18 protein-coding genes and 1 tRNA gene are annotated in these 19,901 nt (G+C 71.6%); 11 read left to right on the plus strand and 8 right to left on the minus strand.

Annotated features, from left to right (window positions below; all coding sequences use genetic code 11):
• Positions 1 to 253 precede the first annotated feature (253 nt).
• Entirely contained in the window at positions 254 to 535 is a 282-nt protein-coding gene (locus ACTZWW_RS06270; protein WP_444780085.1) for a hypothetical protein, read from the plus strand.
• A 12-nt stretch (positions 536 to 547) separates the two neighbouring features.
• On the opposite strand, the gene ACTZWW_RS06275 is transcribed toward ACTZWW_RS06270, so the two are convergent.
• The gene (locus ACTZWW_RS06275) at positions 548 to 1,552 is read right to left on the minus strand and encodes an RluA family pseudouridine synthase (RefSeq protein ID WP_444780122.1); all 1,005 of its coding nucleotides are present in this window, start codon (positions 1,550 to 1,552) and stop codon (positions 548 to 550) included.
• 164 nt (positions 1,553 to 1,716) lie between these two features.
• Between ACTZWW_RS06275 and ACTZWW_RS06280 the strand changes: the two genes are divergently transcribed.
• Positions 1,717 to 1,792: transfer RNA gene (locus ACTZWW_RS06280), tRNA-Glu, on the plus strand.
• Between the two features lie 55 nt (positions 1,793 to 1,847).
• Here ACTZWW_RS06280 and ACTZWW_RS06285 read toward each other — a convergent pair.
• Positions 1,848 to 2,735, minus strand: coding sequence for a LysR family transcriptional regulator (locus ACTZWW_RS06285; protein WP_444780086.1), 888 nt, complete (start codon positions 2,733 to 2,735; stop codon positions 1,848 to 1,850).
• A 130-nt stretch (positions 2,736 to 2,865) separates the two neighbouring features.
• Here ACTZWW_RS06285 and ACTZWW_RS06290 point away from each other — a divergent pair, with 130 nt between their 5' ends.
• The 6 genes from ACTZWW_RS06290 to folK all read left to right on the plus strand — a co-directional run bounded on the left by ACTZWW_RS06290 (position 2,866) and on the right by folK (position 8,445).
• The gene (locus ACTZWW_RS06290) at positions 2,866 to 3,864 is read left to right on the plus strand and encodes a 2OG-Fe(II) oxygenase (protein WP_444780087.1); all 999 of its coding nucleotides are present in this window, start codon (positions 2,866 to 2,868) and stop codon (positions 3,862 to 3,864) included.
• Between the two features lie 4 nt (positions 3,865 to 3,868).
• Positions 3,869 to 4,660 carry a 2OG-Fe(II)-dependent halogenase WelO5 family protein gene (locus ACTZWW_RS06295; RefSeq protein WP_444780088.1) on the plus strand — a complete coding sequence of 264 codons (792 nt, stop codon included), beginning with the start codon at positions 3,869 to 3,871 and terminating at the stop codon, positions 4,658 to 4,660.
• Positions 4,651 to 5,928: an MFS transporter gene (locus ACTZWW_RS06300; protein WP_444780089.1), complete on the plus strand. Its 1,278-nt coding sequence runs from the start codon at positions 4,651 to 4,653 to the stop codon at positions 5,926 to 5,928. Before ACTZWW_RS06295 ends, ACTZWW_RS06300 begins: the two co-directional genes overlap by 10 nt.
• Positions 5,929 to 6,033: 105 nt before the next feature.
• Complete coding sequence (locus ACTZWW_RS06305) at positions 6,034 to 6,666, plus strand: cytochrome c oxidase assembly protein (protein ID WP_444780090.1); 633 nt, start codon at positions 6,034 to 6,036, stop codon at positions 6,664 to 6,666.
• Between the two features lie 94 nt (positions 6,667 to 6,760).
• Positions 6,761 to 7,597 carry a dihydropteroate synthase gene (gene folP, locus ACTZWW_RS06310; protein ID WP_444780091.1) on the plus strand — a complete coding sequence of 279 codons (837 nt, stop codon included), beginning with the start codon at positions 6,761 to 6,763 and terminating at the stop codon, positions 7,595 to 7,597.
• Positions 7,594 to 8,445 carry a 2-amino-4-hydroxy-6-hydroxymethyldihydropteridine diphosphokinase gene (gene folK, locus ACTZWW_RS06315; protein ID WP_444780092.1) on the plus strand — a complete coding sequence of 284 codons (852 nt, stop codon included), beginning with the start codon at positions 7,594 to 7,596 and terminating at the stop codon, positions 8,443 to 8,445. Before folP ends, folK begins: the two co-directional genes overlap by 4 nt.
• 51 nt (positions 8,446 to 8,496) lie before the next feature.
• On the opposite strand, the gene ACTZWW_RS06320 is transcribed toward folK, so the two are convergent.
• The 5 genes from ACTZWW_RS06320 to ACTZWW_RS06340 form a co-directional block, all read right to left on the minus strand.
• Positions 8,497 to 9,756, minus strand: a complete 1,260-nt coding sequence (locus tag ACTZWW_RS06320; RefSeq protein ID WP_444780093.1) for an extracellular solute-binding protein — start codon at positions 9,754 to 9,756, stop codon at positions 8,497 to 8,499.
• Positions 9,757 to 9,821: 65 nt separating this feature from the next.
• Positions 9,822 to 10,664 carry a carbohydrate ABC transporter permease gene (locus tag ACTZWW_RS06325; protein ID WP_444780094.1) on the minus strand — a complete coding sequence of 281 codons (843 nt, stop codon included), beginning with the start codon at positions 10,662 to 10,664 and terminating at the stop codon, positions 9,822 to 9,824.
• Positions 10,661 to 11,563 carry a carbohydrate ABC transporter permease gene (locus tag ACTZWW_RS06330; protein WP_444780095.1) on the minus strand — a complete coding sequence of 301 codons (903 nt, stop codon included), beginning with the start codon at positions 11,561 to 11,563 and terminating at the stop codon, positions 10,661 to 10,663. The genes ACTZWW_RS06325 and ACTZWW_RS06330 overlap by 4 nt, the downstream gene beginning before the upstream one ends.
• The gene (locus ACTZWW_RS06335) at positions 11,560 to 12,684 is read right to left on the minus strand and encodes an ABC transporter ATP-binding protein (RefSeq protein WP_444780096.1); all 1,125 of its coding nucleotides are present in this window, start codon (positions 12,682 to 12,684) and stop codon (positions 11,560 to 11,562) included. Before ACTZWW_RS06335 ends, ACTZWW_RS06330 begins: the two co-directional genes overlap by 4 nt.
• A 332-nt stretch (positions 12,685 to 13,016) precedes the next feature.
• A complete protein-coding gene (locus ACTZWW_RS06340; protein ID WP_444780097.1) occupies positions 13,017 to 13,676 on the minus strand; it encodes an SLOG cluster 4 domain-containing protein in 660 nt (219 codons plus the stop codon).
• Positions 13,677 to 13,781: 105 nt separating this feature from the next.
• Between ACTZWW_RS06340 and ACTZWW_RS06345 the strand changes: the two genes are divergently transcribed.
• On the plus strand, positions 13,782 to 14,558 hold the full coding sequence (locus ACTZWW_RS06345) for a DeoR/GlpR family DNA-binding transcription regulator (protein WP_444780098.1): 777 nt from the start codon (positions 13,782 to 13,784) through the stop codon (positions 14,556 to 14,558).
• 4 nt (positions 14,559 to 14,562) lie between these two features.
• Here the strand turns inward: ACTZWW_RS06345 and ACTZWW_RS06350 are convergent, their stop codons facing one another.
• A complete protein-coding gene (locus ACTZWW_RS06350) occupies positions 14,563 to 16,071 on the minus strand; it encodes an AMP nucleosidase (RefSeq protein ID WP_444780099.1) in 1,509 nt (502 codons plus the stop codon).
• 251 nt (positions 16,072 to 16,322) lie between these two features.
• Here ACTZWW_RS06350 and tsaA point away from each other — a divergent pair, with 251 nt between their 5' ends.
• Positions 16,323 to 16,811, plus strand: coding sequence for a tRNA (N6-threonylcarbamoyladenosine(37)-N6)-methyltransferase TrmO (tsaA, locus tag ACTZWW_RS06355; protein ID WP_444780123.1), 489 nt, complete (start codon positions 16,323 to 16,325; stop codon positions 16,809 to 16,811).
• 104 nt (positions 16,812 to 16,915) lie between these two features.
• Entirely contained in the window at positions 16,916 to 19,882 is a 2,967-nt protein-coding gene (locus tag ACTZWW_RS06360; protein ID WP_444780100.1) for a bifunctional diguanylate cyclase/phosphodiesterase, read from the plus strand.
• Positions 19,883 to 19,901: the final 19 nt, after the last annotated feature.

A 19,901-nucleotide genomic window follows, 5' to 3' on the forward strand; every position in this document is an offset into this window, starting at 1 on the left:
CGGCGAACGTGGCGCACCCTCGACGGTTCCGCCGGCCAACGCGAAAACCGAGGTGCCGTTCCTGGGAACGCGAGCGCGGAAGGAAAATACGCCCCGCCGCCGGCAGCGGACGGCGGCAGCGGACGGCGGCGGTGTGCGGGGTGGGGCCCGGGGGCCCGTGCGGCGGGCGATCGGTGCAGGTCGCGATTCGACTCTTCGGCCGCGAGACCCTACATCTTCAGGCGTTCGCACACCGCAGCAGGAGGCGACGCCCATGGCGCGCACGCCGCGCACCCCCGCCGATCTCGCCCGGCGCTTCGGCGCGCGGGCGGCGGAGCGCGCCGGGGAGCGGGGAGAGGGCGCCGCGATCGTCTCCCACGGCGACGCCTTCGCGCGGCAGACCTATCGCCTGCCGCGCGATCAGGCGCGCGAGACCGCGCGGGACTGGTTCGCCCGCTACCCCAAGGCCGCCTACATGACCCGCGTCGAGAGCTGGCGCGTGCTCGACGACGGGCTGATCGAGTTCACCATGCGCCGCCTGCCGACGGCGGACTGAGGGGACCCGGCCTCACCCGGCCTCCAGCGCGGCGAGGAGCCGGGCGAGGTCGGCCGGCGGCGCGCTCTCGAAGCGCAGGGTCTCGCCCGTGCGCGGATGCGCGAAGCCCAGAACGGCGGCGTGGAGCGCCTGGCGATCGAGCGCCGCCAGCGCCGCGCGGGCCGCCTCGGAGAGCCGCGCGGCCTTGGTGCGGAAGCCCGCGCCGTAGAGCGCGTCGCCGAGCAGCGGGTGGCCCGCATGCGCCATGTGCACGCGGATCTGGTGCGTGCGCCCAGTCTCGAGCGCGCAGCGCACCCGCGTCGCGACCGGCGTCCCGTCCGCTCCCGGATAGGTCTCCTCGACCTCCCAGTGCGTGATCGCCTCGCGGCCCTTGCCCGCGGCGACGACGGCCATCTTCTCGCGGTTGATCGTGCTCCGCCCGACCGGCGCGTCGATCGTGCCGTGCGGCCGCCCCGGCGCACCCCAGACGATCGCGACGTACTCGCGCTCGAGCGGCCCGGTGCGGCCGTGGTCGGCGAACTGGGCGGCGAGCGCCTTGTGCGCGGCGTCGTTCTTCGCCACGACGAGGAGGCCGGACGTGTCCTTGTCGAGCCGGTGCACGATGCCCGGGCGCCGCACGCCGCCGATGCCCGAGAGGCTCTCCCCGCAATGGGCGAGGAGCGCGTTGACGAGCGTGCCGGTCTCGTGCCCCGCGGCGGGATGCACGACGAGGCCCGCCGGCTTGTCGATCACGACGAGGTCGTCGTCCTCCCAGGCGATCGACAGCGGGATCGCCTCCGGCTCCGGCTCCGCCGGCAGGGGCGGTGGGACGACGAGGGCGAGCGTCGCGCCGTCCGCCACCTTGGCCGAGGGGTTCGCCACCGGCCGGCCGTCGAGGCCGGCATGTCCCGCGCGGATCAGGTCCTGCACCCGCGCCCGCGAGAGATCGGGGAAGGCGCGGGCGAGCACGCGGTCGAGCCGCTCGGGCGGGCCCTCGTGCACGTGCGCGCGCCGCTCCTCGCCCGGCGACGGCGCCAGCACCTCGTCCTCGATCTCTTGCGCGATCTCGTCCTCGACCGTCCGTCCCTGAACCAAGCGTCCTCGCCTTCCGGACCGGCGGCCCGAACTTTTTTCGAAAATCGACGCGGGGGGACTTGTGCCGCCCGCGGGGCCTGGATATACGAACGGCCTCGCGCCGGCCAGCTCCCTTCGTCTAGTGGCCCAGGACGTCGCCCTCTCACGGCGAAAACAGGGGTTCGAGTCCCCTAGGGAGCGCCACGGCGGCGAGGCGATCCTCCGCAGTTCGGCACGTAACCGCGTCCTGCGCCCGTCGCTACAGCTCTCCTTTCAGAAAGTCCACGAAGGCCCGGACCCTCGGAATGGTCCGCCGGCTCGGGAGAACCAGCGCCGTGAGCGGCTTGGGGTCGTCGTCGTGCTCCCCCGCGAACAGCTCGATCAGGGCGCCCGTCGCCAGAGCCTCCTCGCCCAGGAAGTCGCCAAGGCGGATGATGCCGACGCCGTCGAGCGCCATCTGCAGCAGCACGTCGGCGCTGTCGGACGTGACCGGGCCGCTCACGACGATGTCCCGGCGCTCGCCGTCCAGCCGCATGGGCCAGACCGCCTGCTCGGCGAAGCCGGAGAGCAGGAGGCAGGCGTGGCGCATGAGGTCGTCCGGCCGGCTCGGCCGACCATGGATCGCGCAATAGCGCGGGCTCGCGGCGATGATCCGTCGAACCGTGCCGAGGCGGACCGCGACGAGGTCGCTGTCGCTCGACGTCCCTACCCGAATCGTGACGTCCATCTGTTCCCGGATCGGGTCGATGCGGCGATCGCTGACCGAGACCTCCACCGTGATGCCCGGATGCGTCTCGAGGAACCGCGGCAGGAGGCGCGTGAGCTTGTGGCGCGCGAAGGCGGTGCCGCAATTCACGCGCAGATGCCCGCGCGGCGTGCCGACCGCCAGCGACAGATCGGCCTCGATCGCCTCCTCCAGCGCCATGATCCGGCGGGCGTGAGAGAGGAAGATCTCGCCTTCGGGCGTCAGCGACAGCCTGCGCGTCGTGCGGTGGAGCAGTTTCACGCCGAGCCGCTCCTCCAAGCGGCTGACCAGCTTGGAGACGGCGGACGCGGTGTACCCGTATTCGTCCGCGACGGCCGCGAAGGAGCCGAGAGCGACGAGCCGGACGAAGAGGGAGATGCTCGGGACGAGAGACGTCTTCATGGATGGCCCAAACCGTCTCGCGCCGCCTCTCCGTCCGTTCGCACCGCACGATAACTGAAAAGCGCTCACCTACCAACGGGCGCTCCTGACGAACGGCGGAGCCGCCGAGCAGGAGGGGCGACGATCATTCGTGAAGAATCCTCACGACAGAATGTCAGCATGCGTGATTATCGCAATACCATCTTTGATTTTAAAGTTCGTCCAAGGGCGTTCCGCCCAGTCGCACCGTTCCGAACTCGCCCGAGCTTCGCCGACGAAGTCGTCAGGAAATCAGCTTGGAGGACCAATGGACATCGTTCTTTCACCCGACGCCGAGGCCGTCGAGGGCTACGACCGGTCCCGAGGCAGCGAGCACGTCATCCGTACCCATGCATTCGGCCTGCATGCGGATCATCTCAAGGCCCTCGCCGCCGGGCGGATCCGCGTGGTACAGGTCGAGGCCTTTGCCAACGAGACAGCCTGCGACGTCATCTCAAAGGGGCAGGTCGATCTCGGCTTCAAGCCGTACATCAACGTCGACCAGGTCCGCCGCATCGGGATGGCCTTCTACGAGACCGAGAACCAGCCCGACCTCATCGAGGACTACTTCCGGATCGCACGGGAGAACCAGAACGCGTTCCGCAGCGCCTGCCAGCCGCTCGGATCTCCCCTCGACACGCTGCGCTGCCTGCTCGACGAGATCTGGCAGCCGGGGGCGAACTTGCAGACGATCTACGGCCGGAAGATGTTCGTCGGCCTGTCACGCATGGTCGAGCCGAACACGACCTTCCTCGCGCATCACGACATCTTCGCGGAGGACGCTCCCGGACGCGAGGAGGCCGAGTCCCTCCTGGCCCAGTTCGCAGCCAACATCTACTTCGAGGTCCCGGAACGGGGCGGCGAGCTGCTCATGTGGCACCGTGGCATGAGCACCGAGGAATTCGACGAGCGACGCAAGGGTCAATACGGGATCGAGATCCACGACCTTCCGCCTCCGGACGTCGTGGTCAAGCCGGGTCGCGGCGATCTGCTCATCTTCGATTCCCGCAAGATCCACGCCGTCGCGTCGCCTCGCGATCGCGCGCGCGTCGCGGTCTCCTTCTTCATCGGCTACCGCGGCGACGACCAGCCACTGACGTACTGGAGCTAAGCAGATGCTCGATACGCTGACGAGAGAGATCCGGGTCGCCGAGGCCCTGACGAAGCGGGATCTCGACGACCTGATCGCCAACGAGATCCAGGTGCTGCGCATCCCGGACTTCATCCCGAAGGAGACGTGCGGCACGATCTCCACGGGGCTGAAGTCGACAGGCTACGTCGACTATCGCAACGCCCCGCAGGTCGGCCGTATTGGCATGTCGTACTTCGAGACCGCCCGCGATCCGGAGATCGTCGACTTCTACTTCAAGAACGCGCTCGCGAACATCGACCTGCTGCGCCGCGCCTGCTCGCCCTACCCGTGCCCGATGGATACGTTCCGGTGCCTCGTCGACGAGATCTGGAACCCGGGCTGCACGCTCCAGACGCTCTTCGGCAAGAAGATGTTCGTGGGCCTCTCGCGTAGCATGAAGCCGGGCGTTCCGCTCAAGGCGCATCACGACATGTTCGGACGTCACGCGCCCGACACGCCGGAGGCGGACTCGCTCATCAGCCAATTCGGCGTGAACGTCTACGTCGACGTCCCGGAGATCGGCGGGGAGCTGGCGATGTGGGATGTGGAGATCTCCGACGAGGAGTTCCTGGAGAAGCGGGGTGGCGACTATGCGATCCCCCTGGACCAGCTGGGGCCGCACGATTATGCCGTGAAGCCGGAGAACGGCGACCTGATCCTGTTCAACGCGCGCAAGCTTCACGCGGTGCTGGCGGGGACCGGGACCGACCGCCTGACCATCTCCGCGTTCCTCGGCTACCGTGGCGCCGAGGAGCCGCTGACGGTATGGAGCTGAGATCTCCCCTCGCGCCCGACGGCCGCTCGATCGTGTTCCTGATGGCCGTCTTCGCGGCCGGATACCTGCTGTCGTCCCTGCTGCGCGGCATTACCGCCGCGCTCGCGCCGTTCTTCGGGCGGGACTTCGGCGTCTCGCCGGCGGAGCTCGGGCTGCTGGCGGGGTCGTACTTCGCCTCCTTCGCGCTCCTGCAGCTGCCCATGGGCATGTTCCTCGACCGCTGGGGCGTGCGTGCGGTTATGGTCGGGTCGCTCTCGATCGCGGCTATCTCCTGCCTCGCCTTCGCAGCGGCCCTCTCCTATCCGGGGCTTTTGTGGGCGAGGCTCCTGAGCGGCATCGGGGTGAGCGCCTGCCTCATCGCACCGCTCACCGCGGCTCGGCTCTGGACGCCCGTGCCGATGCAGCAGCGGATCAATTCGTGGATGCTCATGGCGGGCGCCATGGGCCTGGTGATGGGCACGCTGCCCGCGGAGAGCATCGCCACCGCGTTCGGCTGGCGTCCGCTCTTCGCGGCGCTCGGCGTCCTCTTCGCCGTCGTCGCCGTCGTCATCGCCCTTCGCGTGCCGCGGCACGAGCGATCGGGCTTGCCCGGCTCGGGCGGTGTCCTGGCGAGCTACGGCTCGATCGTGCGCGCCGCCTACACCTGGAAGATCGGTGCGGTGGGCCTCTTCAACTACGCCATCCTGGTGGCGGTCCAGACGCTGTGGATCGGGCCGTGGCTGACCGACGTCGGCGGCGAGAGCGTCCGGGGCGCGTCCCTCGGGCTCCTGGCGATCAACGGCATCATGCTCGTGGTCTTCCTCGTGATGGGGTACCTGAGCCCCAGGATCATCCGCTCTCCCGACGACGCCGAGGCCCTGCTGCGGCGCTTCACGCCGCTCGGCATCGGCGTGCTGGCGTGGATCGCGCTGCTCGGTCCCGCGGCGCAATGGTATCACTTCGCCGCGTTCTGCGTGGCCGCGTGGCCGCTCTCCGTCACGCATCCGCTGGTCGGCCAGCGCTTCGGCCCCGGCGAGGCGGGCAGGGCGCTCGCCTTCTTCAACCTGCTGCTCTTCGTCGGCGTCTTCCTCTGGCAATGGACCTTCGGCCTGATGGTGACGGCGCTGTCGGGACCCCACGGGACCGCTGCGGCCTACCAGCTCGCGCTGGGGGCGCTCGTGCTGGTCTCGGCGGTCGGCTATGCGGCCTTCCTCGCGCTCCCGAGCGGCAGGCCCTCGCTCGCAAGCGCACCGACCGCGGCGCGCACGCAGGACGGCACGACGCCTTGAGCCCCGGTCGCGCCTGCACGGAACGCTTCCCCCCTTCCGCGGCTTGACGGTGGAACCCCGAACCTCGCCGGCTCGTCCCCCGTGGGCGCCGGCCCGGGAGACCCCATGGCCCCGCCACAGCACGGCCCGATGAGCGCGCGGCGTCTCCTCCTCCTCGGCGCGGGGGTCGCCCTCCTCGCCGCCGCCTGGATCGGCCCGCTGCCGGCGCTCGCCATGACGCGCTTCTGGGCGCACATGACGATGCACCTCGCGGTGGTCGCGCTCGCGGCCCCGTTGATCGCCGCGGGGCTGGCGGGAAGCCGCTGGGACCCGGCGGCGCGCGCGCCCGTCCTGTTCGCGCCGCTGCCGGCGGCGTTCCTCGAGCTCGTCGTGATCTGGGGCTGGCACGCGCCCGCCGCCCACGATGCGGCGCGGATGCGGCCAGAGATGCTCTTGGCCGAGCAGGCCTCCTTCCTCGTGGTGGGCCTCCTCGTCTGGATCTCGGCGCTGGGCGGCGCGGCGCGGGTGCGGCGGGAGCGGGCGGCGGGAGGCGTGGGGGCGCTCCTCCTCACCTCGATGCACATGGGGTTGCTCGGCGTGCTGCTGGCGCTCGCCCCGCGCCCGCTCTACGAGGCCTGCCTCGGCCTCCTCGACCAGCAGATCGGCGGGGTGATGATGCTCGCGGTCGGCGGCACCGTGTACCTCGTCGGCGGGCTCGTGCTGCTGTCCACGCTGCTCCGGGAGGAGGCGCGGCCATGAGACGGCGCGCGCACCCCCTTGCGCAGGAGGGCTGGCTCGGCGCAATCAGGCGCGGAGATTGCCACCCACCCCCCGGAGCACCTTGGAGCCGCCCATGCTCGATCCCGCCGGCATCGCCCGCCGCGACGCCTTCCTCGCCGCCCTCGCTGCGCGGCGGCTCGTGATGGGCATCCTCAACGTCACGCCCGACAGCTTTTCCGACGGCGGCCTGCACGCGGCGCGGGACGAGGCGATCGCCCGCGCCCGGGCGATGGCGGCGGAGGGGGCGGACGTGATCGACGTCGGGGGGGAATCGACGCGGCCCGGCGCGACGGCGGTGGACGCGGCGGAGGAGCTCGCCCGCGTCGCTCCGGTGCTCGAGGCGCTCGGGCGCGTTCTCGCCGTGCCGCTCTCGATCGACACCTACAAGGCGGACGTCGCCCGCGAGGCGGTGCGGCGGGGCGCGGTGATCGTCAACGACGTCTGGGCGCTCGCCCGCGACCCCGCCATGGCGGACGCCGTCGCGGAGACGGGTGCCGCGCTCGTGATCATGCACAACCGCGAGAGCGTCGACCCCGATCTCGACATCGTCGCCGACGTCGAGGCCGTGCTCGGGGCCGCGCTCGCGCGCGCCGCGCGGGCCGGCGTGCCGCGCGCGCGCATCCTCGTCGACCCCGGCATCGGCTTCGGCAAGACCGTGGAGCAGAACCTCGCCTGCCTGCGCGCGCTGCCGCGGCTGTCGTCCGCGCTCGGCCGGCCGATCCTGCTCGGCGTGTCGCGCAAGTCGATGTTCGGCCGCCTGCTGGGCCGTGCCGTCGACGAGCGGCTGCCGGCGACGCTCGCCACCAACATCGCCGGCGTCCTCGCCGGCGCGGCGGTGATCCGCGTGCACGACGTCGCCCCGCACTTCGATGCGCTGGCGATGCTGCGCGCCACGGGAGCGCTGGCATGACCGACCGCGTCTTCGTCTCGAACCTGTGCCTGTTCGCGCATCACGGCGTCTTCCCAGAGGAGACGCGGCTCGGCCAGCGCTTCTACGTCGACATCGACTGCGGCACCGACGTCGAGGAGGCGGCACGGAGCGACGACCCGGAGGCGACGGTCGACTACGGCGCGCTCTGCGCGCTCGCGAGCGAGGTCTCGGCGTCGGGGCCGTTCAAGCTCGTGGAGACGCTCGCCGAGCGCATCGCCGGGCGCGTGCTCGACGCCTTCCCGAGCGTGTTCGACGTGCGCGTGCGGGTGCGCAAGCCCGCTGCCCCGATCGCGGCGTCGATCGACCACGCCGGCGTCGAGATCCTGCGGGTGCGCCGCACGCCGATCGCGCTCGCGCTCGGCTCCAACGTCGGCGACAGCCGTGCCACGCTGCGCGCCACGCTCGCCCGGCTCGGCGCCGCGCCGGGGCTCGCGATCGAGGCGGTCTCGCACGTCTACCGGACGGCGCCCTGGGGCCGCGAGGACCAGCAGGACTTCCTCAATGCCTGCGCGATCGGCTGGACGAGCCTGCCGCCGCGGGCCCTGCTGCGGCTGTGCAAGGCGCTCGAGGTCCAGCTCGGGCGCACGCCCGAGGTGCGCTGGGGGCCGCGGGTCATCGACATCGACGTCCTGCACTACGGCGATCTCGCCATGCGCGGCGCCGAGCTGACGCTGCCCCATCCCGAGCTCTTCGCCCGCCCCTTCGTGCTCGTCCCCCTCGCGGAGATCGCGCCGGATCGGGTGATCGCAGGCATGCGCATCGCCGACGCGCTCGCGCGGCTCGCGCGCAAGCCGGGCGACGTGGTGCGTCTCGACGATCCGGGATAAGGCACCGGCACCCGTCCGCGGGCGCCGGCACCGGAGGACGCCCGGCCGGCGTCAGTTCATGCCGAGCCGCTCGCGCAGCGTGTCCGCCAGCGCATCTACCGTCGGGCGCGGCTCTGCGCCCTGGGTGACCTCGACGAGCGAGGCCGCGATCAGGTCGGTGACGGCGACACCCTCGGGACCCGGGAAGGCGTACCAGGGGCCGCCGTAGGTCACGACCTGCTCGTGGGCGATCTTGGCGTTCGGGTTCGCCGCGTACCAGGCGCCGAGATAGGCCTCGTCCTCGAGCACGATGCCGTTGGCGGGCGCGTAGCCGGTGTTCTCGACGATGATCTTCTGGCCCTCGGGACCGGTGACGAAGGCGATGAACTCCCAGGCGGCCTGCTGGCTGGCCTCCTCCTCGGTGAGCATCACCACCGCCGAGCCGCCGGTGGGGAAGTAGACCGCCTCCGAGTTCTGCGCGACGACGGGCAGCGGCTTCACGACGATGTCGAAGTTCTCGCCGGACGCCTGCTCGAAGCGGGCGAGGAGCGAGGAGGACTCCAGCATGATCCCGAGCGTTCCGGCCGGGAAGGCCTGGCGCGCCTGGTCGGTGCCGTAGCTCGGCATGCCGCCTTCCGACGCGAACCGCGCGAACAGCTCGGCCGCCGCGTAGCCGGCCTCGTCGTCGAAGGCGACGTCGCTCTCGTCGGCGGTGAGCGGACGCCCGCCGTGCGAGCCCAGCAGGGACTGGAAGCGCCAGTCGTGCGGCTGGATCCAGATGCCGTCGATGTCGTCGCCCAGCGCGTCGATCTTCGCCGCGAGCTCGATGACGCCGTCGAACGTCGTGGGGAAGTCCTCCATCGACCCGCCCGCCTGCGCGACGAGCTCGGGGTTGACGTACATGACGAGCGTCGAGCCGGAGGTGGCGAGGGCGTGCTGCACGCCCTCGTATTGCCCGAGCGAGCGCAGCGCCGGCGTGTAGCCGGCCTCGGCCCACGCCGCGTCGTCGCCGAGGAAGCCGTCGAGCGGAACCGGCAGGTCGCGGGCCTCCAGCACGCGCCACAGGTTCAGGCCGACGAAGGCGACGTCGGGGAGGTTACCGGCGACCGACTCGCGCAGCAAGCGCTGCACGCCGTCCTCGTAGCTCTCGGCGGGTCCGTCGTAGACGATGTCGATCTGCGGATGCGCGGCCTCGAAGGCGGCCTCGAGGGCCTGCTTCGAATCCGTCCAGATGGTCGGGATGGAATAGTGCACGCGCAGCTCGGTGGTCTGCGCCTGCGCCGCGCCGGCGGTCATCAGGGCGAGCGCGGTCGCCGTCAGGAAGGTCCTCATCGCTGTCGTCTCCTGGTCCGTGTCTGTGTGAGACTCGACGCTTGGGCGCGTTCTTCTTCGGTTTCTCAGCCCTTGAGCCCGCTTCCGGCGATGCCCTGGGTGAAGGCGCGTTGCGCGACGAGGAACCCGATCACGAGGGGCGCCGTGACCACGGCGGCCGCGGCCATCAGGGGGCCGACGTCGGACCCGGATTCCTGGTCGTTGAAGTAGACGATGCCGCGCGGCGGGGTGGCGAGCGCGCGGTCGGAGGTGGCGATGAGCGGCCAGAACAGGTCGTTCCAGTGGGCCGTCACCGAGAACACCGCGAAGGCGGTCGCCGCCGGCCAGGCCATGGGGAAGGCGATGCGCCAGACGATCGCCGTCTCGGAGAGCCCGTCCACCCGTGCCGCCTCGAACAGATCTGAGGGGATCTGCGCGAAGAACTGGCGAAACAGGAACATGCCGAACACCGAGGCGACGAAGGGTGCGATCAGCGCCGTGTAGGTGTCGAGCAGCCGCAGCTGCGCGAGCCCCAGGAAGATCGGGATCGCGGTGACGTGGTAGGGCACGAGCAGCCCGGCCAGCACCATGCCGAACACGAGCGTGCGTGCTCGGAAGCGGCGCTGCGCGAGCGCGTAGGCGCAGGGCACCGCGAACAGGATCTGGAAGACGAGGATGCCCGCGCAGACGATGACGCCGTTCATCAGGTAGCGGGTCAGGTCGACGGCGGTGAAGGCCTCGACGTAGTTCTCCCACTCGAAGCGGCTGGGGAGGAAGGCGATCTCGCGGGAGAAGATCTCGTCGGCGGGCTTCAGCGACACCGACAGCATCCACGCGAAGGGCAGGAGCACGATCGCCGCGCCGATCAGCACGAGCGTCGTCGAGACGGTGCGGCGCAGGAGCCGGCGGGGGAGGAGGCGGGCGCTCATCGATAGTGTACCCGCCGCTCGAGGATGCGGAACTGGGCGAGCGTGAGCGTCAGCACGAAGGCGAAGAACACCATCGTGATGGCGCTGGCGTACCCCGCCTTGAAGTAGACGAAGCCCTCCCGGTAGAGCGCGTAGACGAGCGTGTCGGAGGCGAAGGCGGGGCCGCCGTCGGTGAGCGTCGCCACCGTCTCGAAGACGCGGAAGGATTGCGTCGCCGTGATCACCGCGACGAAAAGGGTCGTGGGCCCGAGCATCGGCCAGGTCACGGTCCAGAACCGCTCCCACGGCCGCTCGGCGCCGTCCACCGCGGCGGCGTCGTAGAGGTGCTGCGGGATCGCCGCGAGGCCGGCGAGGAACAGCACCATGTTGTAGCCGATCGTCTGCCAGATCCCGATCGCGGCGAGCGTGTAGAGCACGAGCGAGCGATCCGAGAGCAGGTCCTGGCGCGGGAAGCCGAGGCTGCTCAGCGCGGCGTTGAAGAGCCCGATCGAGGGATGCAGCAGCATCTGCCAGGCGAGCGCCATGGCCACCAGCGTCGCGGCGACGGGCAGGAAGTAGGCCGCGCGCAGGATGCTCGAGAGCGTGCGCGACCACGTCGCCATCTCGTGGAGCGCGATCGCGACGAGAAGGGCGAGCCCCATGGAGAAGGGGATCACCACGGCGACGTAGATCAGCGTGTTGGTGACCGCCCGCCGGCCGATCGGGTCCGTGAACAGCGTGACGTAGTTGCCGAGGCCGATCCAGCGGAAGGAGCGGGCGCCGAACTGGTAGTCGGTGAAGGATAGCACCGCCACGATCAGCACGGGCACGAAGATCAGCACGATCATCATCAGCGTCGCCGGGCCGGCGAGCCAGAAATTCGTGAGCGCCTCGCGGCGGGAGCGCGTGAGGAGCCTCATGCCGCCGCCCTCTCGAGGCCGAGCGGCAGGCGCGCGCCGCTCTCGGCGTCGAAGACGTGGACGTGGCGCGCCTCGAAGCCGAGCGCGATCTCCGCACCCGCGGCGGGGGGCGCCCAGTCCGCCGGGGCGAGCGCCCGCACCGACGTGCCGTCGGCTGCGCGCAGGTGGAGCAGCGTCTCGGCACCGAGATACTCCACCGCCTCGAGCCGCGCGCGAACGGCGCCATGCTCGGTCGGGACGAGGTGCTCCGGGCGGATGCCGATCACCGCGCGCGCCGGCGGCGCCGCGCCGCGGGGGCGCCAGCCGGCGAAGGGGCCGGAGACCGCGCCGGCGGCGAGCGACACCTCGACGAGGTTGATCGGCTGCGCGCCGATGAAGGCGGCGACCGGGCGGCTCGCGGGGCGCTCGTAGAGGTCGCGCGGGGCGCCGAGCTGGGCGATGCGGCCCTCGAGCACCACCGCGACGCGGTCCGACATGCTCATCGCCTCGACCTGATCGTGCGTGACGTAGACGAAGCTCTTGCCGGTGCGCTTGTGGAGCGCGGCGAGCTCCGCCCGCATCTGCACCCGCAGCGCGGCATCGAGGTTCGACAGCGGCTCGTCCAGCAGGAAGAGCGTGGGATCGCGCACCAGCGCGCGGCCGACCGCGACGCGCTGCTTCTGCCCGCCCGACAGCTGGCCGGGCTTACGCTCGAGCAGCCCCTCGATGCCGAGCATCTCGGCGATGGCGGAGACGCGCGCCGCGTGCGCCGCGCGCTTCGCCCGCGCCGAAGGGAGGAGGCGGTGGAGGACGGGCAGGCGCTCCGCCCGCGACATGTGCCGCATGGCGAGCGGCAGCGCGATGTTCTGGGCGACCGTCAGGTGCGGATAGAGCGCATAGGACTGGAAGACCATGGCCACGTTGCGCTCGGCGGGCGTCAGCTCGGCGACGTCGCGCCCGTCCATCAGCACGCGGCCGGAGGTCGGCCGGTCGAGGCCGGCCATGATCCTGAGCGTCGTCGACTTGCCGCAGCCGGACGGGCCGAGCAGCGAGGTGAAGCTGCCCTCGGGCACGGCGAGGGAGACGTCGTGGAGTACGGCCGTCTCGCCGAAGCGCCGCGTCACCTCCCGCAGCTCCATCATGCCCGAACCCCCGACGTGTCCGTAAACTACCGGTCAGATACGGGTGTTGGGTGTAAGTTTTATGACGCTGTCGAGGGCGATCTCGAGTGAGGGGCTCGCGAGAGGCCGATGCAGGGCGCCGACGTCCTCCCCTCTCCCTCGTGGAGAGGGGCCGGGGGTGTGGGGCGTCCAGGATGTGTTCGACAGGAATGCAGCCTGCCGCCGCCCTGAGCGCGCTCCGCATCGGCGTCCTTATCGTTTTGCACGCCCCCCACCCCCGGCCCCTCCCCACGAGGGGGAGGGGAGAGCGTCGGCGGCCTTCAATCAGGGTTCCACCTCGGTTCCCGCTTCCCTCACACGCCGTCGAGCGAGAGGAATCGCCGCGCGAGGCGGTTGCAGACCTCTTCGAGATCCGCGCAGCGGATCGCGCCGTCCACCGCGGGCGCGTCCTCGAGCGCGAGGACGAGGCGGTCGAAGTGCAGGCCGAAGGAAATCTCGCTCAGTGTGCCGTAGCCGCCGCCCACCGCCACCAGCGCGAACGAGGCGCGGGCGATCAGGACGTTGCGCGCGGGGCCGATGCCGGTGGCGATCGGCACGGCGACGAAGGGGTTGGCGGCATCCCACTCCTCGTCGGGCACGAGGCCGATCGGTCGTCCGCCGGCCTCGAGGTTGCCGCGGCAGACGGCTTCCATGACGCCATTCTTGCCGCCGCACAGGAGCTGGAGGCCCATCCGCGCGAGGTGCGCGCCCAGCGCGGCGGCGGTCTCGACCTGGCGGTCGGTCGCGACCTTGGGGCCGATGACGCCCACCGGCAGGGCACGCACGGGGGAGGCCCGGTGCAGTGCCGCGCAGGCGTCGGCGGGCGTGAGATCGGCGGCGTCGGGGCGCGGGTCCGCGCAGGCTTCCCAGCGCAGCGCCCACGGATCGAAGGCTTCGCCCGGGCGTGTCAGCCGCCGGGTGCGCGAGCACAGGCGAAGCGTCGTTTCCCGAGCGTCTCGCGGCGTCGTCCCCATCCGATTCTCCCTCTCGCCTCCCGGATGCCCGCCTCCGGCCGGGATCGCCTTTTGACATCAGCGGCACGCGATGTAAATAATCTTCCAGACACGGGGAGCGCGCGCATGGACACCATCGAGCCTGTCGAGGACGGCGCCACGACGCGTCAGCGCGAGATCCTCGCGCTCGTCGAGGCGCGCGGCTTCGTCACCATCGAGGACCTCGCCCGCCAGTTCGACGTCTCCGCCCAGACCATCCGCCGCGACATCATCCGGCTCGACGAGCGCGGCGTGCTCCAGCGCTTCCACGGCGGCGCCGGGCTGTCGGAGGCGCGCCGCCGTCCGGCCTATGCCGAGAAGCAGGCGATCCACGTCGCCGCCAAGGAGCGCATCGGCGCGCGTGCCGCGGCCGAGGTGCCGCGCGCAGCGGCTGTGTTCATCGACGTCGGGACCACCGCGGAGGCGGCGGCGCGGGCGCTCGCGACGCGCGCCGATTGCCGGGTGTTCACGAGCAGCCTCGCTGTGGCGGCGATCCTCGGCGGCGCGCGCGACGGGCCGGACGTGCGCGTGCTCGGCGGCCAGCTGCGGGGGCCGGACGGATCGCTCGTCGGCGCGGAGGCGCTCGAGGCGCTCGCACGGCTGCGCCTCGACGTGGCGCTCGTCGGCTGCTCGGGGTTCGACTCCGACGGCGCGCCGCTCGACTTCGACCCCGACAAGGTGGCGTTGAAGCGCCTCGCCGTGGAACGCGCCCGCGAGGCGCTCGTCCTCGCCGACGCGACCAAGTTCGCCCGCGAGGCCCTGATGCGCATCGCGCCCGCGCAGGCCTTCCTCGCCCTCGTCACCGATCGCACGCCGGAAGGCGCGCTCGCGGAGGCTTTCTCGGGCCGCGTGCGGCTCGCCTGAGGCGTCAGCGGAAGGGCGGCTCGTCGAAGGACCGAAGCTTGCGCGAATGCAGCGCGGTCTTCTGCCCGCGCAGGATGTCGAGGGCGGCGAGACCGATCATCAGGTGCTCGCCCACGGCCCGCTGGTAGAAGGCGGACGCCGCGCCCGGCAGCTTGATCTCGCCGTGCAGCGGCTTGTCGGAGACGCACAAGAGCGTGCCGTAGGGCACGCGCAGGCGGTAGCCCTGCGCGGCGATGGTGCCGCTCTCCATGTCGATGGCGATGGCGCGCGAGAGGTTGAAGCGGCGTCGCTCCTGCGTCCAGCGCAGCTCCCAGTTCCGGTCGTCGTTGGTGACGACGGTGCCGGTGCGCAGCCGGCGCTTGAGCATCTCGCCGGCCTCGCCGGTCACCCGCGCGGCGGCCTCCTGGAGCGCGATCTGCACCTCGGCGAGCGCCGGGATCGGCACCTCCGGCGGCACCAGCGCGTCGAGGATGTGGTCCTGGCGCAGGTAGGCGTGGGCGAGCACGTAGTCGCCGATCGTCTGCGACTGGCGCAGCCCGCCGCAATGGCCGACCATCAGCCAGCAATGCGGGCGCAGCACCGCGAGGTGATCGCAGATGGTCTTGGCGTTCGAGGGACCGACGCCGATGTTCACCAGCGTCACACCGTGGCCGTCCTCCCGCGCGAGATGGTAGGCCGGCATCTGGTAGCGGTGCCAGGGCGAGCGCGTCATCAGGCTCTCGGCTCCCTCGGACGCGGCGTCCGCACGCTCGACCACGATTCCGCCCGGCAGCGAAAGGCGCGTGTAGGGGCTGCCGTCGCGGGCGAGCTCGCCGAGGCCCCACTGCACGAACTGATCGACGTAGCGATGGTAGTTCGTCAGCAGGATCCAGGGCTGCACGGCCCGCCAGTCCGAGCCGGTGTAGTGCACGAGCCGGCGCAGGGAGTAGTCCACCCGCACGGCGTCGAAGAGCGCCAGCGGGCGCGCGGGCGCGTCGTCGATGTCCCACAGGCCGTCGGCGATCTCGTCGCCCACCTCGGCGAGCGCCGGCGTCGGGAAGTGCTGGGCGAGGTCGCTCGCCGTGACGACGCCGTGGGAGAGCTCGTCTCCGCGCTCGAGCACGTAGGGGTAGGGGATCTCCTGCTCGGAGAGCCCGACCTCGAGGCGCACGCCGTACTCGGAGACGAGCGGACGCAGCTGCTCGAGCAGGTAGGTGCGGAACTGGGCCGGATGCGTGAGCGTGGTTTCGTAGAGGCCGGTCGCCTGCAGCTTGGCGTAGGCACGCTCCGTGCGTGGCGGCGCGCCGTCGCCGGCATGCGTCACGCGCAGGAGCGGATAGCGGAAGCGGGTACGCTCCTCGGGCGTCGGCGGTGCGCCGCCGTGGACGAAGCGGGCCACAGCCTCGCGCAGCGCGTCCGCCGCGCCGTCGTAGAGCGCGCCGAGCCGTGCCACGGCGTCCTCGGCGCTGGCGCAGGCCTCGATCTGCGGCGCGCTGGTCGATCCAGCCTGCGCCCCGGTCCTCGCCTCGGCCATGTTCCCCTCCGCATCTCGCGCCGGCGCCCGCCGGCCTCGTGCCGCGCGACGGGGAGGATGCGTCGATCCTCTTGTCACCGCGTCCCGCGTCGTCCCTTGTGGCAAGGCCCGGCGACGGGCGCAAGACGGGGGCGAGACGCACCCGAGCCGGGCGCGAGGCACAAGGGAGATCGGCCGTGAGCGCGAGGAACGAGGAAGCGGGGGCGCAGCGCGAGTCGAACGACGAGCGGGGCGCGCGGCGCCCCGGCGAGGTGGCGGTCGCGCTCCCGGAGCGCACCGATGCGGGCGTCTACTTCATCGGGCGCATCCGCACGCCCTGGACGCGGCGGGAGGACTGCCCGAAGAACCCCGCGGCCTCGGACGCGCCGTGCACGATCGCCCTCGATCCGGGCTTCGCTGCCGGGCTCGCCGAGCTCGACACCTTCTCGCACCTGATCGTGCTCTACTGGATGGACCGGGCCGCGCGCGATCTCGTGGTCCAGCGCCCGCGCAGCCACGGCGCGCCGCGTGGCGTCTTCGCCCTGCGCTCGCCGGCGCGGCCGAACCCGATCGCCCTCTCGTGCGTCCGGCTCGAGCGGATCGACGGCGCGGATCTCCACGTCCGCGGGCTCGATTGCGTGGATGGCACACCTCTGATCGATATCAAGCCGTACCTGCCTAGTATCGATTCCCATCCCGATGCCAGCTTCGGTTGGAAAAGTGCGGTCACTTCGACGAGGGAACACGGGAACCCGAGCTGAGGCGCGGTTTTTCTCCCGTCAATAACCAACATAAAACCTTTTGACCGGCAGGATCGACCTCGGATGGGCGTCTCCACGCTGGGAGCGCTCCAACAGGGGTGGTCATGGTTCCGTTTCCGGCGAACGAAGCCGAAAGGCTCGCGGCCGTCAGGGCACTGCGCATCCTCGACACCGACGCGGAGGTGATCTTCGACGCGGCCTGTCGCACGGCGGCGCGGCTCGTCGGGACGCCGATAGCGCTCGTCACGATCGTCGACGAGCACCGGCAATGGTTCAAGGCGCATCAAGGAATCGACCTGCGCGAGACCCCACGGGAGATCTCCTTCTGCGCACACACGATCCTCTCCGACGCGCCGCTCGTCGTCGAGGACACGACCGCCGATCCGCGCTTTCGCGGCAACCCGCTCGTCGAAGGCGAGCCCGGCGTGCGCTTCTACGCAGCGGTGCCTCTCGTCCTCGAGCCCTCCGTCCGCGTCGGCACCGTCTGCGTCATCGACACCCGCCCGCGTACCCTCTCCGCCGACGCGCTCGTCGCGCTGAAGGACTGCGCCGCGATCCTGGTCGAGGCCCTTCGCACACGGCGCAAGGAGGAGGAGGCGGGACGCGACGCGCGCATCGCTGCCGCCGAGGCACGCTACCGGGCGCTCGCCGAGGCGCTGCCGCACAAGGTCTGGATCACCGACGCGGACGGTCGCACGGTCTACGAGAACGCGCGACTGCGGGAGTATCACGGCGGCGAGCTGGGCTCGCTCGCCGCGCGCGTCGCCCTGCGCCACCCCGACGACGATGCGCGTCTGACCCAGATGCGCGCGGACGCGATCGCGTCGGGCTCGTTCGTGGAGACGGAGGGGCGCCTGCGCCGCCACGACGGCGTCTATCGCTGGCAGCGCCTGACGCTGAGCCCGATCCGGCGCGAGTCGGACGGCGCCGTCGCCGAGTGGCTCGCCGCCTCGCTCGACATCGACGACATCCTGCGCGACCGCGAGCGGCTCGCGCGCACGACGGAGCTGCTCGAGCTCGCGCTCGAGGCCGGCGGCGCCGGCTGGTTCGAGCGCGACGTCGCCTCGGGCTCGTCGCGGATCTCGCGCGAGAGCAAGCGTCTGCTGGGATTGCCGGACGATGCGCCCGACACGCTGACGGGCGACGCCTTCCAGGCGCTCATGCACCCCGACGACCATGATCGCGTCCTGCGGGCCCGCACCGCCGCGCTCGCCACGGGACGTTCCTACGCGACGGAGTTCCGCGTGCGCCTGCCGAGCGGCCGGACGCGCTGGATCATGGCGGTTGGACGCCCCAGCCGCGATCCCGACTGCGGAGCCGAGCGGGTCCTCGGCCTCAACATCGACATCACCGACCGCAAGCTCGTCGAGGACGCGATGCGCCGCTCGGAGTCCCGGCTGCGGGCGAGCGAGGAGCGGCTCGCCTACGCGCTCGAGGCGACGAACGAGGGGATCTGGGACTGGGACGTGCGCACCGGCGACGGCTGGCACAGCGAGCGCTGGGCCCAGATGCTCGGCTATCGCCGCGACGAGGTGGCCCCTCACGTCTCGAGCTGGCAGGCGCTGATCCATCCGGAGGACCGCGACGCTGTCGCGGCGCGCCTGTCCGAGCACCTCGAGGGCACGACCGCGCTCTACGCGAGCGAGCACCGCGTGCGCCACAAGGACGGCACCTGGCGCTGGATCCTCGACCGGGGCAAGGTCGTCTCCCGCGACGGCGCCGGCCGGGCGATGCGCATGGTGGGCACCCACACCGACATCACCGACCGCAAGGAAGCGGAGCATCGCGCCGAGCGCATCGCCCGGCACGACGTCCTCACCGACCTCCCCAATCGCGCTCATTTCCGCGAGCGCCTGGACGAGGCGCTGGAGGCGGCCGCGAAGACGGACGAGAGCGTCGCGCTCGTGTGCATCGACATCGACCGCTTCAAGGCCGTCAACGACACGCTCGGCCATCCGGTCGGCGACGCGCTGCTCAAGGCGGTGGCGGGCCGGATCGTGGGGCAGGTTCGCGCGAGCGACGTCGTCGCCCGGCTCGGCGGGGACGAGTTCGCCGTGCTCCAGATCGGCGCGCAGCAGCCCGAGGCCGCCCGCTCGCTGGCGCAGCGCATCTCGCAGGCCTTCGCGACGCCGGTCTCCATCGCGGGCCGCGATCTCTCGGTGGGGCTGAGCATCGGGGTCGCCGTGGCGCCGCACGACGGCAGGGACGCGGACCAGCTCTTCAAGAGCGCCGATCTCGCGCTCTACCGCGCCAAGGGCGAGGGGCGCTCGACGGTGCGCTTCTTCGAGCCGGAGATGGACGCGAGCGAGCGCGAGCGCCAGGAGCTGGAGATCGATCTGCGCGAGGCGATCGCCCGCGAGGAGCTCGATCTCCACTTCCAGCCGGCGCTCGACCTCGAGACCGGCGCGATCGCGGGATTCGAGGCGCTGGCGCGCTGGACTCATCCCACCCGGGGGGCGATCCCACCCGACCGCTTCGTGCCGCTCGCGGAGCAGTCGAAGCTCATCGCCGAGCTCGGCGAGTTCGTGCTGCGCCGCGCCTGCGCGGTCGCCGCGACCTGGCCGGCGCCGACGCGGGTGGCCGTCAACGTCTCGCCCGCCCAGTTCGAGAGCGACGATCTCGTCGCCGTGGTCGAGGACGCGCTAGCCCGTTCCGGGCTGCCGGCCGCGCGGCTGGAGCTCGAGATCACCGAGACGGTTCTGATCGGCGACGACGCGGCGGTGATGCGCCAGCTTCGGGCGCTGCGTGCGCTCGGCGTGCGCATCGCCCTCGACGATTTCGGCACGGGCTATTCGTCGCTGTCCTACCTGCGCCGCTTCGCCTTCGACCGTATCAAGATCGACCGGTCCTTCATCCGCGACATGGACGATCCGGACACGGCGGCGATCGTGCGCGCCATCGTCGGGCTCGGCGCCCGGCTCGGCATCGCCATTACCGCGGAGGGCATCGAGACGCAGGCGCAGCTCGAGCGGGTGCGGGCGGAGGGCTGCGCGGAGGCGCAGGGCTGGCTGATCGGCCGCCCCGGCACGGCGGAGGCCGCCCGCGCGCGGCTGGCGCAGCGGGCGGCGTGAGGGACGGGCGTACGGCCGC

Source organism: Salinarimonas sp. NSM, from assembly GCF_052380005.1.
Lineage (GTDB): Bacteria > Pseudomonadota > Alphaproteobacteria > Rhizobiales > Beijerinckiaceae > Salinarimonas.

Coding starts and splice junctions, on each gene's coding strand:
- ACTZWW_RS06270 (WP_444780085.1), top strand. CDS start 254: ATGGCGCGCACGCCGCGCACCCCCGCCGATCTCGCCCGGCGCTTCGGC.
- ACTZWW_RS06285 (WP_444780086.1), bottom strand. CDS start 2,735: ATGAAGACGTCTCTCGTCCCGAGCATCTCCCTCTTCGTCCGGCTCGTC.
- ACTZWW_RS06295 (WP_444780088.1), top strand. CDS start 3,869: ATGCTCGATACGCTGACGAGAGAGATCCGGGTCGCCGAGGCCCTGACG.
- ACTZWW_RS06300 (WP_444780089.1), top strand. CDS start 4,651: ATGGAGCTGAGATCTCCCCTCGCGCCCGACGGCCGCTCGATCGTGTTC.
- ACTZWW_RS06305 (WP_444780090.1), top strand. CDS start 6,034: ATGGCCCCGCCACAGCACGGCCCGATGAGCGCGCGGCGTCTCCTCCTC.
- folP (WP_444780091.1), top strand. CDS start 6,761: ATGCTCGATCCCGCCGGCATCGCCCGCCGCGACGCCTTCCTCGCCGCC.
- folK (WP_444780092.1), top strand. CDS start 7,594: ATGACCGACCGCGTCTTCGTCTCGAACCTGTGCCTGTTCGCGCATCAC.
- ACTZWW_RS06320 (WP_444780093.1), bottom strand. CDS start 9,756: ATGAGGACCTTCCTGACGGCGACCGCGCTCGCCCTGATGACCGCCGGC.
- ACTZWW_RS06325 (WP_444780094.1), bottom strand. CDS start 10,664: ATGAGCGCCCGCCTCCTCCCCCGCCGGCTCCTGCGCCGCACCGTCTCG.
- ACTZWW_RS06330 (WP_444780095.1), bottom strand. CDS start 11,563: ATGAGGCTCCTCACGCGCTCCCGCCGCGAGGCGCTCACGAATTTCTGG.
- ACTZWW_RS06335 (WP_444780096.1), bottom strand. CDS start 12,684: ATGATGGAGCTGCGGGAGGTGACGCGGCGCTTCGGCGAGACGGCCGTA.
- ACTZWW_RS06340 (WP_444780097.1), bottom strand. CDS start 13,676: ATGGGGACGACGCCGCGAGACGCTCGGGAAACGACGCTTCGCCTGTGC.
- ACTZWW_RS06345 (WP_444780098.1), top strand. CDS start 13,782: ATGGACACCATCGAGCCTGTCGAGGACGGCGCCACGACGCGTCAGCGC.
- ACTZWW_RS06350 (WP_444780099.1), bottom strand. CDS start 16,071: ATGGCCGAGGCGAGGACCGGGGCGCAGGCTGGATCGACCAGCGCGCCG.
- ACTZWW_RS06360 (WP_444780100.1), top strand. CDS start 16,916: ATGGTTCCGTTTCCGGCGAACGAAGCCGAAAGGCTCGCGGCCGTCAGG.